Origin of the sequence: Mesorhizobium sp. C416B (assembly GCF_030323165.1) — a bacterium.
GTDB lineage: Bacteria > Pseudomonadota > Alphaproteobacteria > Rhizobiales > Rhizobiaceae > Mesorhizobium.
Window position 1 is genome coordinate 2,687,712 of the sequence record NZ_CP100471.1, and the last position, 12,904, is coordinate 2,700,615.

10 protein-coding genes and 8 pseudogenes are annotated in these 12,904 nt (G+C 58.0%); 9 read left to right on the top strand and 9 right to left on the bottom strand.

The genetic code is table 11. The features are described 5' to 3' along the window. Window positions 1–178: 178 nt before the first annotated feature. Complete coding sequence (locus tag NLY43_RS13190) at window positions 179–361, top strand: hypothetical protein (RefSeq protein ID WP_023713097.1); 183 nt, start codon at window positions 179–181, stop codon at window positions 359–361. 139 nt (window positions 362–500) lie between these two features. Here the strand turns inward: NLY43_RS13190 and NLY43_RS32795 are convergent, their stop codons facing one another. Further along, window positions 501–809, bottom strand: a complete 309-nt coding sequence (locus NLY43_RS32795) for a hypothetical protein (protein ID WP_245264088.1) — start codon at window positions 807–809, stop codon at window positions 501–503. Window positions 810–850: 41 nt separating this feature from the next. On the opposite strand from NLY43_RS32795, the gene NLY43_RS13200 reads away from it, so the two are divergent. Continuing rightward, a complete protein-coding gene (locus NLY43_RS13200) occupies window positions 851–1,171 on the top strand; it encodes a hypothetical protein (protein WP_198025550.1) in 321 nt (106 codons plus the stop codon). Between the two features lie 596 nt (window positions 1,172–1,767). Here NLY43_RS13200 and NLY43_RS13205 read toward each other — a convergent pair. The 4 genes and pseudogenes from NLY43_RS13205 to NLY43_RS13220 all read right to left on the bottom strand — a co-directional run. Next, window positions 1,768–1,993, bottom strand: a pseudogene (locus tag NLY43_RS13205) (IS481 family transposase); the annotation flags it as partial. Window positions 1,994–2,129: 136 nt separating this feature from the next. Continuing rightward, window positions 2,130–3,314: a glycine C-acetyltransferase gene (locus tag NLY43_RS13210; RefSeq protein ID WP_286460928.1), complete on the bottom strand. Its 1,185-nt coding sequence runs from the start codon at window positions 3,312–3,314 to the stop codon at window positions 2,130–2,132. 65 nt (window positions 3,315–3,379) lie between these two features. Further along, entirely contained in the window at window positions 3,380–4,339 is a 960-nt protein-coding gene (locus NLY43_RS13215) for an aminotransferase class IV (RefSeq protein ID WP_286460929.1), read from the bottom strand. A gap of 328 nt (window positions 4,340–4,667) precedes the next feature. Next, window positions 4,668–5,123, bottom strand: a complete 456-nt coding sequence (locus NLY43_RS13220; protein ID WP_023713070.1) for an Lrp/AsnC family transcriptional regulator — start codon at window positions 5,121–5,123, stop codon at window positions 4,668–4,670. 49 nt (window positions 5,124–5,172) lie between these two features. Here NLY43_RS13220 and NLY43_RS13225 point away from each other — a divergent pair, with 49 nt between their 5' ends. Further along, window positions 5,173–5,535, top strand: a complete 363-nt coding sequence (locus NLY43_RS13225; protein ID WP_156935607.1) for a hypothetical protein — start codon at window positions 5,173–5,175, stop codon at window positions 5,533–5,535. On the opposite strand, the pseudogene NLY43_RS13230 reads toward NLY43_RS13225, so the two are convergent. Further along, window positions 5,510–5,919 (bottom strand): annotated as a pseudogene (locus NLY43_RS13230) (transposase); the annotation flags it as partial. The gene NLY43_RS13225 and the pseudogene NLY43_RS13230 overlap by 26 nt on opposite strands. 63 nt (window positions 5,920–5,982) lie before the next feature. Here NLY43_RS13230 and NLY43_RS13235 point away from each other — a divergent pair. From NLY43_RS13235 to NLY43_RS13245, 3 genes and pseudogenes are all read left to right on the top strand, one after another. After that, window positions 5,983–6,176, top strand: a pseudogene (locus tag NLY43_RS13235) (IS110 family transposase); the annotation flags it as partial. Window positions 6,177–7,923: 1,747 nt separating this feature from the next. Beyond that, window positions 7,924–8,112, top strand: coding sequence for a hypothetical protein (locus NLY43_RS13240; RefSeq protein WP_023713836.1), 189 nt, complete (start codon window positions 7,924–7,926; stop codon window positions 8,110–8,112). Window positions 8,113–8,181: 69 nt separating this feature from the next. Then, window positions 8,182–8,354 (top strand): annotated as a pseudogene (locus NLY43_RS13245) (transposase); the annotation flags it as partial. 396 nt (window positions 8,355–8,750) lie between these two features. Here NLY43_RS13245 and NLY43_RS13250 read toward each other — a convergent pair. After that, window positions 8,751–9,728: pseudogene (locus tag NLY43_RS13250) on the bottom strand (IS110 family RNA-guided transposase). Window positions 9,729–9,878: 150 nt separating this feature from the next. Here NLY43_RS13250 and NLY43_RS13255 point away from each other — a divergent pair. Continuing rightward, window positions 9,879–10,004, top strand: a pseudogene (locus tag NLY43_RS13255) (IS481 family transposase); the annotation flags it as partial. Window positions 10,005–10,075: 71 nt separating this feature from the next. Here NLY43_RS13255 and NLY43_RS13260 read toward each other — a convergent pair. Both NLY43_RS13260 and NLY43_RS13265 read right to left on the bottom strand, forming a co-directional pair. Continuing rightward, window positions 10,076–10,336: pseudogene (locus NLY43_RS13260) on the bottom strand (IS30 family transposase); the annotation flags it as partial. Between the two features lie 106 nt (window positions 10,337–10,442). Continuing rightward, window positions 10,443–10,701 (bottom strand): annotated as a pseudogene (locus NLY43_RS13265) (transposase); the annotation flags it as partial. 440 nt (window positions 10,702–11,141) lie between these two features. Between NLY43_RS13265 and panD the strand changes: the two are divergent. Together panD and NLY43_RS13275 are read left to right on the top strand one after the other, a co-directional pair. Continuing rightward, a complete protein-coding gene (gene panD / locus NLY43_RS13270; RefSeq protein WP_023713063.1) occupies window positions 11,142–11,564 on the top strand; it encodes an aspartate 1-decarboxylase in 423 nt (140 codons plus the stop codon). A gap of 153 nt (window positions 11,565–11,717) precedes the next feature. Next, window positions 11,718–12,785 carry a D-alanine--D-alanine ligase family protein gene (locus NLY43_RS13275; protein ID WP_023713062.1) on the top strand — a complete coding sequence of 356 codons (1,068 nt, stop codon included), beginning with the start codon at window positions 11,718–11,720 and terminating at the stop codon, window positions 12,783–12,785. Window positions 12,786–12,904: the final 119 nt, after the last annotated feature.

Sequence of the window (12,904 nt, forward strand, 5' to 3'; positions counted from 1 at the left end):
TGGGTCAAAAGCCGCGGACATGATCTGGGGCAGCTGACTGGTGACGATCATGGCCCGGCGTTGTTGCCGCCGCGGGAGTGGTTGGAATTGGGAGTCGGCGTAGTCTCCGGGGTGATTAACCTCGAATCATCCGGCGTTGGAGCGCCGGACAGGAGACCACGCCTGACAAAGGACTAACATGAATGCCGAAGCCGTTCATCCTGGGGATGAGGCGACGAACTATCTTTTCGACAACTGGTTTGATCTGATCGAAGTTGGCCTGCGCGAGCGGGTGCGCGGCTTCATCGAAACGATGCTCGAGACGGAGCTGGAAGCGGTGCTTGCCCGTCCGTTACGGCCGGCAACCGACCGACCGCGGTGATGAGGGAGCAAGCCAACTGAAGGTTGCCGGCCTTGGCGACCAGGTCGCCGAGCTGTCGATCTGGTACGACTTGTCCGACGTCAGCTTGTCAAGGCGCTGGACGACAGAGATCGTTCCGACGGTTCTGCGGGCTTTCGGTTCAAGAGCCAACACCTGAGCGAACGGCTTTCGTGCGTTTTCGAATGGCCCTTGTGGCCCATGGTCTGACAAGACGCTGTTCGACGAGATCACCCGCCAGCTCAAGGCCAAGGCGATTCAGATGAAGGCCGGTACACTTGTCGATGCGGCAATCATCGCCTCGGCCAGTGAGGATGACGAAGAGGGCCATTGGGTCAAGCATAAGGGCCGACCAGCGGTCCATGGCTTCAAGGCCCATGTCGGTGCCGACACCCAGTGCAGCTATGGTCGAGGAGATCGCCATCACGCCCGCCAACATCGACGACGGCAAGGCTTGTCCCGATGCTCTGCCTGACAACCCCGGCGAGATGCTTGCCTATTCGCGGCAACCATTTCGGCGACGCGGTGCGTGCCAAGGGTGGGACGTCACGCATCGTCGCCTCCGGTATGTGGGGACGGGATGAAGCCGAAACACTGGCACGGCTTGGGGCCTGGAACCAGCTAATCCACTGCATTCGTGGCCGGATCGAAGATATTCGGAACCTGGAAACGAAGCTCCTTCGCCGGATGCGATGGCATGGGCTTGCAAAGGCAGGCGTTCAAATTCGCCACACCGCCATCGCATGCGATATGAAACGCAGCTTGAAGGTCATCGTCATCCCTATGGCTGGACAGCAGCAAAAACACCCTTGACGCTTACACGAGAGCGTCAGAAGACACAGCCGACGACGTCGGCGCTGATATCAGTGTGCCCTTTACCCTGGAAGCCGAAAAGAACAAACCGCGAGCGATCGGCGAATGTATTTTCCCAACCTCACATCGCCGACGAAGTCCCGCCAGATCCCTTGCCTCTTGCGTGCAAGCTCTTTGTTTGCCCGGAACGTGGAGAGTGCCCCAATATACCGGCGCGAGCTCAGCGTTGACCCCAATCTTCTGTAGCGCCGCCGCTAGCTGAGAGGCATTGTCTGCTTCGTGCCAGTCCGTCGGATCGAGAATAATGACCTTCTCGCCGGCATATATATCAAAGGACGCAGTTGTGACTCAGTCTATAGCCTGCGATCTTGAAGAAGTGATCCCTTAGAGCTTTGTTATTTGCCCGTCCGATTGATCCGCCTGCCCTTGCTAGCGGTTTCATGAGCAATGTTTCCGGCGCGATCGACCAACGGGCTGCTGAGTCCCGAACGGTATACCGGCGCGCCGAACCCTTGAATGGCGCCGTGCGGCAATTGAAAGCCTCCCATCGGCTGCAAACCGTAAGCATCCGGTAGGGCCTCCGCCAACCCTACCGGATGCTTGCCAAAAGCGGCCTCTTCCTCGACAGACAGAACGGTCGAACTCGGCTCCCTGGCGCCGGTGGGCAGATCGGCGGGTCGAACTCCGCTTCTTCCATTTCGCGGCCGTCTTAGGGCTGATGCCGTAGCGCTTCGAAAGCGTTCTCATGCTCGCTTGACTATCTTGTATTGCTCGACGGACCGCCTCTGTCGTCATGGCGCTCCCATGCAGAACCTGGCCTATAGCGCATGCTTTGATTTGGACGACGATGACGAACCATCAAAGCCCGAGATCAAACATCTGGCGCATATACGCTGATGTGGGTTCTAGGCTTTCGTCAGAAGGCCCGTTTGGCGGTGCGGTAGTTAGAGTCCGCAGGTCATATGATCGAAAGTTCCCTTGCTACTTCCGCAAAAGCTTCAACCGCCCGGTCAATGTCGGCGGTGGAATGCGCCGCCGACATCTGCGTTCGGATGCGCGCCTGGCCTTTCGGCACCACCGGGAACGAAAAGCCGATCACATAGATGCCGCGCTTCAGCATGCGCACCGCCATTTCCTGCGCCAGGCTGGCATCGCCCAGCATCACCGGGATGATCGGGTGATCGGCGCCGGCCAACGTGAAGCCGAGCTTGCCCATCTCGGATCGGAAGCGCGCCGCATTGGCATAGAGGCGCTCGCGTAGCGCATCGCCATTTCGGATCAGCTCGAACACCTTGATCGAGGCGCCGGCGATCGCCGGCATCAGCGTGTTGGAGAAGAGATAGGGCCGCGAGCGCTGGCGCAGCCAGTCGACCACCTGGCTTTTGCCCGAGGTATAGCCGCCCGACGCGCCGCCCAGCGCCTTGCCGAGCGTGCCGGTGATGATGTCCACCCTGCCCTCGACGCCGCAATGCTCGGCCGAGCCGCGGCCGTTTTTGCCGACGAAGCCGACGGCATGGCTGTCATCGACCATGACCATGGCGTCGTATTTTTCCGCGAGGTCGCAGACGCCTTTCAGATTGGCGATGATGCCGTCCATGGAGAACACGCCGTCGGTGGCGATCAGGCGGAAGCGGCAATCCTTCGCTTCCTTCAGCCGCGCTTCGAGATCAGCCATGTCGTTGTTGGCGTAGCGGAAGCGTTTTGCCTTCGACAGTCGCACGCCGTCGATAATCGAGGCATGGTTCAGCGCATCGGAGATGATCGCATCCTCCTCACGGAGCAGTGTCTCGAACAGGCCGCCATTGGCGTCGAAGCAGGAGCCGTAGAGGATGGTGTCGTCCATGCCGAGGAAAGATGAAATCGTTGATTCAAGCTGCTTGTGCTCTTCCTGCGTGCCGCAGATGAAACGCACCGACGCCATGCCGTAGCCATAGCGGTCCAGCGCGCCTTTGGCTGCGTTACGCAATTCGGCGCTGTCGGCGAGGCCGAGATAATTGTTGGCGCAGAAATTCAGCACCTTGTCGCCGCCGACCTCGATCTCAGCCGACTGGGTCGAGGTGATCACCCGCTCGGATTTGTAGAGCCCGGCGGATTTCAGGCCGGCGAGTTGGTTCGAGAGATGAGAAATGAAGGCGTCGGTCATTGGCAAACTCACGGCAGCACAGACTCCACACGCTGGGGAGCACCTCTCGACCATATATTGCGGTACTATGCGTACTTTACCACCGTCGACCATGCCGGATCGGCATGCTTGTCCCAATAGAAGTTCGTCAGCTGGCGGGTCAGAGCACCAACCTTGCCGTCACCTACAATAGTGTCGTCAATTTTGGACACTGGCATGATCCCGCCCGCTGTGGACGTGATAAAAACCTCATCGGCACCCTTCAGCTCGTCACGATGAATGTCGCCGGCGATGACGGAGAGGCCCAATTCGCCGCATAGATCAAATACGGTCTGTCGGGTAATGCCGGGAAGGACGCCATAAGCCGGTGTCTTCAAGCGACCGCTTTTAACGGTGAAAACGTTGAATCCAGGCCCTTCGGCAATGTTGTCGTTGATGTCGACGATCAATGCAGTTTCGGCACCGTAGTCATACGCATCGAACAGGCCCTTCACCAGATCGAGCCAGTGATAGTTCTTGATCGTCGGATCGATCGACTTGGGCGGGATCCGGACGGTGTTGCTGATGGCGACATGCAGGCCGCGCTCAAGCTGCTCCTTGTTGGCGACCGAGCCGAAAGGCACCGCAAATGCCATGAACCTATTCTCCGCCTCGCGTGGGTCACGGCTAAAGGTGGGCGAGCCACCTCGCGTGCAGATCATTTCGACGTAGGCCGAGCTGTGCCCTGATAGCGCCACGCAATTGGACAGAATCATTTCGATCTCGGTGCGGTTGAAGGAAAGCTTCATGCGGAGCTTTTGCATCCCTCGGAAGAACCGGTCTAGGTGCAAGTCCAGCCTGAAGAACCTCCCCTCCCACACATGAACGGTATCGTAAGTGGCATCGGAATGCAGAAAGCCCCAGTCCAGGACAGACACCTTGGCTTCGGACATCGGCAGGTACTGACCATCCATGAAGGCTACGCCATGAGGATAATGCCGTGGATCCCGGTGCCGTTGCTCTATTGCTGGGAGAGCCGTTGCATGTTCGGTTGCATCAAGTGTCATCTCTGAGTCTCCAAATCTCGCAATCCAGGCGCTCCGCACACCCGGTTACGATTTGCCTCCGGGAAACCGCCCCGCAGTCCACGTCCCGGCAGTTCGAATGTGGCGCACCTCAGACTGCCAGCACGCCGCGCGTGAAAGATGTCATTAGCGCGATGTATTGCCGCCTGAACGAGGGTACAGGCCTTTTGGTGGCGGTCAGCCGGTCACCCGGCGATCCAACTAAATGGCAGAGTTCGGTGCGCTGATTGCGATCAAAGTGGCACTCCGGCCGCAATGCGCGCTTCAAAAACGCGAGGGGAGTGGCGGAAACGTTCAGCCAAAAAAACGGCTACACAAGCACCCGGGGCTCAAACTTCACTCGGTCCAACACAATCATGCTCTTGAACTTACGTACGTTCGGATTTGTGTAGAGTTTGGTCTTTACAAAGACGTCAAAGGCCTCGACGTCCTCCACTGCTACAACAAGAACGAAGTCGGCATCGCCCGTGATCATATAGCATTGAGTGACTTCTTTTGCCGCCCTCATCGCTCGCTTGAAGTCATCGACAAGATCTAAACGCTCGCGATCGAGCTCCACCGCTACGACCACGGTCAGCGACTTCCCGAGCGCCTTCGGGTCGACCAGGGAGATATCAGCGGTGACAACGCCCTCGGTACGTAACTTATTGACACGGCGCATGCATGAAGCGGCAGACGAACCAACGAGATCCGCGAGTTCGGAGAATGACAGCCTGTTGTTCTTTTGAAGGGCGCCAAGTATCCGCCGGTCGAGATCATCTATCATACCTGCACCTATGCGAAACCATCGTCGTATTAGCAATCTGGAACGTTCATTGCAAGAATATCCGCTCAATGAAACGCTAGCCCATCCAACAGGCGCTATTATCGCAATCGCCACGGAAACGAGACTGTTTCATTTCACCCAAATGCGGGTTTTGCCCGAACTCTTCCAAACGCTCTCGGCAAATTCTGCCCATGAAGTCAGCCGCATGGCCCTACGACGGCTACCAGACATCGATGAATGGACTCAGCCTGCACTCAGTCGAGAAGGTTTATCACTAGCCGACGTTACAGTCTGGCGCCGGCATCTTCATCTGCATCCCGATCTCGACTTTGCTGTGCATTTGACTGCCCGGTTCGTTGCGGACAAGCTTCAGCACGTCCGGCTAAATCCGGTTCATAGCCTGCGGCCTTGAAGTAGTTTGCGCATCCTGTGGGCGTAAAGGTCGACGAGCGCGCCGACGATGCCCCATAGGACCGGGATTGTCCGCTCGGCCCTCGCCGGCAGGAGCGCCTTGAGCTTTGCGAAGGCGTTTTCGATGGGGTTGAAGTCGGGACTGTAGGGCGGGAGGAAGATCAGCCTTGCACCGGCGGCTTCGATCGCCTCGCGCATGCCCCCGGACTTGTGCGCCGGCAAATTGTCCATGGCGACGACGTCGCCTGGCGCCAGCGGTTGGCGCTAGCACCTGCTTGACATGGGCGGGGAACACGACCCCGTTGGCGCCGTCGTAGACGAAGGGCCCGGTCATTCCGGTCAGCCTGAGCGCGCCGGTGAAGGTCGTGGTCTTCCAGTGATGGGGTGGACGCTCCTGACAGCATCAATGTGCCAGGGTGGTAACGTTGACCACCGGAGGATGGCGTCCATGTCACAAGTTACCACCATTGGCCTGGACTTGGCCAAGAACATCTTCCAGGCCCATGGCGCAGATGCCGCCGGCACGTCGTGTTCCGTAGGAAGGTGCGGCGCGAGCAGGTGCCGGCCTGTTTCGCCGCGCAGCCGCCATGCCTTGTGGCTATGGAGGCCTGCCCCGTCGCGCACTACCGGGGTCGCGAGATCGCCGTGTTTCGCTGGGCAAACGCAAAGGCGTGCAATCCGGCTCGTGGCTTCATAGAATGTTGGCGCGCAAGCCACCGATGCTAGTGTTTGTGGCGCTGGCCAACAAGACCGCGCGCATCGCATGGGCTCTGATGACGAAGGGGAGTCTACCGAGCTTCGACCGTCGCCGCCTGAGTGCGGGAAGCGGTCAAGGCTGTCGGGAGGGCGTGAGAAGGTCGAAGGACAGGTATGGCGCAAAGTCGGAGAGGCGGGATCAGGAGAACCAGGCGCATGGCAGCGCTTCGAGCGCGCGTTCCGGTGATGTGAACCTGATCCTCGAACTCCCATACGGGCGCGCGGCCATGAGAAGGCCGCGATGAGAGGCCGAACACTCGGCAGCACCGAACACGCGCAGCAGCCTGCACCAAAGATTCTTCTTGCACTCGTCGGGGCGTCCAGACATGCGATTGCCGACGAAGTCGAACTGGCAGGAACAGTCCTCGCGTTGGCCCCTACCCTGCACGACTTCGCCGAGACCCAACTGGAGACGACCGCGCGGAAAATCGCGCAAGCCTTCGGGAGCGACATTGCCCAACCGCTAGCAGAAGGCGTACGCTAATGGCGGTGCTTGGCCCGAATAGGGACGAAGAACGCACGCTGTAACGGGCCCGATGCCTCGGCGGTTGCCCAAGCGCTTCCACCAGCATCGCGCGGGCGCGGCTGCGTCCGATCTTGCTGATCAGGCCATGATGTGCGGCGCGGCGTCGTTCAATCCCGATATAATCAGGTCGCGCTCTGGTCCGCAACCCCTGTCCGGCCCCCAGAAACCCGTCAGAATTTGTCCATATACTCCACTCCTTCAAGTGGACCCATATTTATCAATGAGTTCCTTTCACCTTCTGTTTGCGATGCATCTCAGCGCGCGCCTAGCGCTCCCGTATGTCCTCGCATTTGAGCTGCATGTCCCGAAACAGCGCTTTTGCTACTAAGTAGAGGTTGATCTTTTTCCGGGTCCTCCTCCGAACTGCAGAGCATCCCTGGGCTCTTCAAGACTCGCCGGCAACACATCAGCCAGGTGGCTGGTCAGCTCGCTTCGGCGCTCCGCGACGCAGCCATCCTATGACAGTCGTTCCGCATCCCAGATATCTGACCGGCAAAGGGCTTATACGCTGCGGGGTTGTCGGGTGTTTCGTATTGCTGGGGCCAGAAACAGGAGGCCCCAACTTTCTCATCCTAGCGTGTATGCATCGAGGCGGCTTCTTTGATAGCCACCCTGCTTCGCCTTTTAAGCTATTATGAACACTTCGGCTCCCAAGGAGCGTAACCTGTTTTCCAGAGCCTTGTCCATCACTGGGTCTGTGAAGATTTCGGGCTGGAATCCACGCTCCCGGCAAACTACAGCCAAACGCAGCGCGAAGGTTCCGCTCGAAGTATCAAGAACTTCCATGCGTGCGTCAAGGTCCCTCGAGCCAGCGCTTGTTCAGTGATGTATTTTGAACGCAGAATCTTCATGAACGCAAACTGCGCTAAGTAAAGGTTTGTCCCAAAACCTAATAATGAGGGAAAGCATAGGCCATCAGAATAACCGGCGAATGGCAGACGTTTGCGAACAGCATCCATATTGTTTCCTTCCCGGCAGCCAGTCATGGTCAGATATATTTTTGGCGAATTATAGAACGGCGACACCTGGGCGAGCACGGACCGAAGCTTCCGTGGAAAATCAGCCGCCATTCGATCAAGCACTGTCCGGAGTCGTGGACTCGACGGCTTGGCGCTGTTCGATATCGACCTCCGCAATCATCTCGATCAGTTGCCAAAAGCGGCGGCACTCGCGCTCTATCTCGCGCTTGAGGCAGGGTGGCAGATTTCGCCCGTCGGCCGTGCCCAGCGCCTCGAGCCAGTCTCGTCTGGCCGGTTTGAAGTCACGGACGCCCTGCGGTCATCAATTGCCCCTTGATGCGGCTCGAATGCTGGCCGCGTTCGTTGCGAGCCCGTTCCCGGCTGTGATGGCGTACCCATGCTGTACAAGCAAGCTGCAACATCTCGGTGCTTGCAAACCATGCCCGGTGTCGGCCCTATGCTGCCCTTGCCATTGAAGCCTTTGCGCCACCTACGGAAGCCTTCAAGTGCGGTCGCGATTTCGCCGCCTTGCTCGGGCTGGTCCCTCGGCAGAAGTCGAGCCGCGCTCCGCACGTCCTGACACATGGCCGCACCCGATCACATGTCCAATGCTTCAGGTCTTCCTTGCAAACGGCAGGCATCCACACAAGAACTTGACGCACCTAGATGTTTGATCCCAGGCTTTGATGGAGCATCCTTATCTTCCGAATCAAAGGATGCGCTATGGGCAAAGTTCTGCATGGGAGCGCCACAACGACAGAGGCGGTCCGTCGCGCGATACAGCATACATGTCTCCGGCCTGTTGTTGCGGTACTGTGACCGCTGGCCCTGATGGTGTCCGCTGATCGTTTGGCCTGATCAAGAGAACGAGCTCGAAGCTGCGACTATGCTGCAGGCTTTTGGATAATGTCCTTGTCTGTTCCCATCACATCATTGTCACCCTCGATTCTGGATCGCAGCCTCAGCCGTTTTCCGTTACCCCGGTGTACCGGCATAGTGTGCGTCATCACGCATGAGCGCGAAGGCGATGCGGGCGAGCTTGTTGGCCGTCGCCACGGCAACAAGCTTGAACGGCTTGGTCTCCATCAGGCGATCGGCCCAGCTTCTCAACGCATCGCTGCAACGTCTGCGATGGAAGAGGACCGCGTGAGCGCCGAAACGAGCAGCTTGCGCAGATATCGGTTTCCCATCTTGGAAACGCGCGCCAGCCGCTCATTTTTGCCTGATGAACTTTGCCGGGGAGTTAGCCCAAGGAAGGCCGCGAACTCACGCGGGCCTGAGAACGCGGAGAAATCCTGATACTTGCGACAAGCGCAGAGGCGGTAACGGGACCGATGCCCGGAGTGCTCATCAGACGGCGTGCCGTTTCATCAGCTTTGGCGAGGGTCATAATCGCCTGATCGCTCTGCCTAATCTCATTATCGAGTTCATTCAACCGGGCACAGCAGGCAACAGCGCCGAGCGTACGATCGCCGTGATCATGTCGTTGCCTTCCATGATGAGAACCGCCAGAGCACGGGCATTGTTCGGTCCCTGTGCAGCGATGATCCCGATCTCGGCCAGATGGCTGCGCAGCGCGGAGCAGTTTCGTACGCTGTGCCACCAAAGGTTCGCGCACCTTATGGTGCACGAGCGCAGCCTGGTTCTCGACCGATCGAACCCGGTACAAAGCGCATGGAGGGCCGCGTCATCGCCTCGCAGATGGCAGCTGCATCAGCGGCGTCGTTCTTCTGACGACGCACATAGGCCTTCACATACGCTGGCGGCATCAGCCGCACGTCATGGCCGAACTTTGCCAGTTCGCGAGCCCAATGATGGGCCGAGCCGCTGCTTCCATGCCGATCAGGCATGACGGCAGACGTTCGAAGAATGCCAGCACATCTTTGCACCTAAGCCTCGGTTCGTGACGACCCGGCCGGCAGCGTCGACTGCGTGGACCTGGAAGACGTGCATGGCCAGATCGAGGCCGATCGTGGCTACAGTTTGAGATCGGTGTTAGTCTTTTCCATGGACGGTGCTCCTTCAGATGAGTGCTCGACAGCAGCCATCTTGGCACGCCACTCACGAGGATGATGCCGTTGCGGGCGCCGTCCACCCCATCGAGAGAGCCTGAGGAAGCTGGCCAAGCGCTAGGGGATCAACCAGAAGACGGTCGCAAAGTGGAAGAGGCGAGCTTCGGTCGCCGATCTACCGACTGGTCCGAAGGAACCGAGATCGACGGTGCTCTCGATATTGGGCAGGTTGAAACGGTCGTCGCAACCATGATTGCGACCACCCACAGAGCGATTCGTCAAGCGCTCCTAGTCCAGTGTTTTTCGCGACCTGCCGTTGAGGGCAGCCGCTACGGCGGCGACTCCCCGGCGCTGTGCATGCTCAGATCGGTGCCTTTCGTAAAGTGCTGACGCAGCAGTCCATTGGTGTTCTTGTTGGTGCCGCGCTGCCCATGGGCTTTGCGGATCGCAGAAGTAGACCAGGATACCCGCATCAATCTTGAGACAATCATGCTGAGCCATTTCAGCTCCCAGATGCCAAGTCAGCGAAAGGCGCAGTTCTTCGGGCAAGCCGTTGATGGGGCGCGTGATTTGCGCATTGCCTCAGCTCCGTGTCGCGCCAGCGCAGGCCCGTTCTTCGTGCGCGGAGCTTCGCCGTGGCCGCAATAAGCTGCGGCCTTTTTAGGGTGTCGGGCTCCGACTTCAGCTTTGCGACTTCCTTGCGCAGTCGGTCTATCTCAAGCTGCTCCGGCTTCATCTTTCCATGACCGGAAAAGGCATGCTGCGGATCAACGCTCGTCTCGCCGATCCATTTGGGCAGCACGTTCTCATGGAGATCAAGATCGCGGGCCGGCCGGCGCAAGCGCAACGCCTCGATCCTTCACCACTCTCGTCGCCTTAAGCTTGGACTCTCGGCTGAACTTCCTTCTCTGCATTCCAACTCTCCAGTTTCGTCAAACACGAATCCGGCAGCAGGCCACTCGGCATAGTTCGGCGGGTCGGCATGAACCTGCAAGCTCAACGGTGTTGAGTCGCTCGGCAGAACTTCTTTCGCGGGAAAAGCTGATTCATGCCTTCAACCGTGTTCGGCGCTGTCCAATGTCCGACAATGCCGGGTAAGCAACGTCACAGATTCAATATCTCAGATGGTTTAAATGGTTTTCTTATTTGGCACGACACATGCGAGGTTGTCCGCAAATGCGTCACAAACTGAGGAGAAATCGCATGATGCTGCTCACAACCACTTCGCCGCTCCCTTCTGAAAGTCTGTTCCTCGACTTGCTGCGGCACGTGGCCCAAGCCCTGTCACTGCGTTAAAGGCCACTGCCCTCGTTCTGCGGCTTAGCGATCCACGATAAGAAGAGGCAACCTGTAGATGAGAAAATTCGTTGCGGCCAAGCTTCATGGCATCACTGTCACCGGCTCGGATCTGAACTACCACGGATCAATCACTCTGGACCCTGATCATTGCGATGAGGTGGGTATTCTTCCGCTGGAATTCGTTGAAATCTGGAATAGGTCTTCAGGCGCTCGAATCAGCACATACGTCATTTACGGCGAGAGGGGTTCTCGTTGCTGCGTGCTGAACGGAGCCGCTGCTCGTACATGTCAGGTCGGAGATGAGATGATAATTTGCGCCTCTACTTATATTGAGGAACATCAGATCACAGAGATTAAGCCGCGAGTGATGACGTTCGATCGGGACAATTCTGTCCGTGACCGGATGTTCTACGATGCCTGCATAAGGGATGATGGAACGGTGCAGTTCGAGATTCGCGAGGGCTCTCCCTCGCGGTGACGTAGCGATCCCAGTTGTCAATTCGCCGATAGCGCACGGGCCGGACTGGACGGCGAAGGACACCAACCTACTCATCCCGCTTAATCCAGATGCTCTTTGTGTTCCAAACCCGCCATAAGCTGACCCGCAGTTCATTCTGAAAGGTATTCAAAGATGCAATTGGCGCTCTTGTATGGCGGCCGCTCGGTAGAGCACGGCGGGTCCATTGCGATGTACAACCACCTTGCCGACGTCCTCAACAATGCATCCGATGCGAATATTTCACCGGTGTCCATCTACTACATCTCCCGATCCGGGGATCTGCTCAGGCTCGCACTTGACCGGGATCGCCTTCCCAGGCACGAGGAGTTCACAACTCGCGCTGAAAAGCATCCACTCACTTCTCTTGCTCACCTACTCAAGAGCGAAGGCCTTTTCGTCTTTTCACTTCTTCAGGGCCAGGACGGCGAGGATGGCCAAATTCAGGCTGTTGCCCAATTCCACGACATTCCGGGTAGCTTCGGCGACAAGACTGCGGCCATGCTCTCGGCAGACAAGTATCTGCAGGGCGTAGTTGCCAATCGACTTTGCCCCGAGTTAACTCCCATCCCGACGGTCCACGTCTCGCCAGGCAATCTCGAAGTCGGCATCACAGAAGCCCTGCGCCATCTTGCTGGCCCGTGTGTACTCAAACCGAACACGCTCGGAGAATCCTTCCTCACCGAGTGCACCGACGAACTCTCAGAGCACGGCCTCCGCTCCTATTCCAAACGGATCTCTCCGTATGACGCCTCGTTTTTGGTCCAGCAGCGAATTATTGGAACGGAATACACCTGCGGCATCTTAATTGACCACCATGAGATTATGCCGCTTCCGATTGCGCGAATCAACAATCCCTCGGGCTTTCTCGGGTACGATCAGAAGAAGCAAGGTGTCTCTGTTGGCTTCCAGAACGTAGAGGACATGCTTCGCACTCGTATCGCCTCGATCTCGACCAAGATTGCTCGGGACTTTAGGCTTCACACATTTGGTCGCCTTGATTTCATCGTTGATGAGCAGCAACGTGTTCACTTCTTCGAGGTCAACGTGGTCCCAGGGCTCTCAGCAAGCAGCATGTTCATTAAGATGCTCGCAAAAGCCGGCTTTGACCTGCCCCACGTAATTAGGTTAGCTGCCTCCAACGAGGCGTATCAAAGGCACAGAGAGGAAATTCGCAAGATCGAGACCAGCCGTATCTGCTAGGGACTGCAGCCTAGCGGTGTGATCATATTCCGCGAATTCGCCCGCCGTCTGTTTTAGCAGGCAGCGCCGCCGCTTGGTCGCCAAGTGAGATGTTTCATTCGTAAATGCCGCAGGCTATT

Excerpts from the sequence above, each read along its gene's own strand:
- NLY43_RS13210 (WP_286460928.1), bottom strand. The coding sequence starts at position 3,314 with ATGACCGACGCCTTCATTTCTCATCTCTCGAACCAACTCGCCGGCCTG.
- panD (WP_023713063.1), top strand. The coding sequence starts at position 11,142 with ATGAGAAAATTCGTTGCGGCCAAGCTTCATGGCATCACTGTCACCGGC.
- NLY43_RS13215 (WP_286460929.1), bottom strand. The coding sequence starts at position 4,339 with ATGACACTTGATGCAACCGAACATGCAACGGCTCTCCCAGCAATAGAG.
- NLY43_RS13220 (WP_023713070.1), bottom strand. The coding sequence starts at position 5,123 with ATGATAGATGATCTCGACCGGCGGATACTTGGCGCCCTTCAAAAGAAC.
- NLY43_RS13190 (WP_023713097.1), top strand. The coding sequence starts at position 179 with ATGAATGCCGAAGCCGTTCATCCTGGGGATGAGGCGACGAACTATCTT.
- NLY43_RS13275 (WP_023713062.1), top strand. The coding sequence starts at position 11,718 with ATGCAATTGGCGCTCTTGTATGGCGGCCGCTCGGTAGAGCACGGCGGG.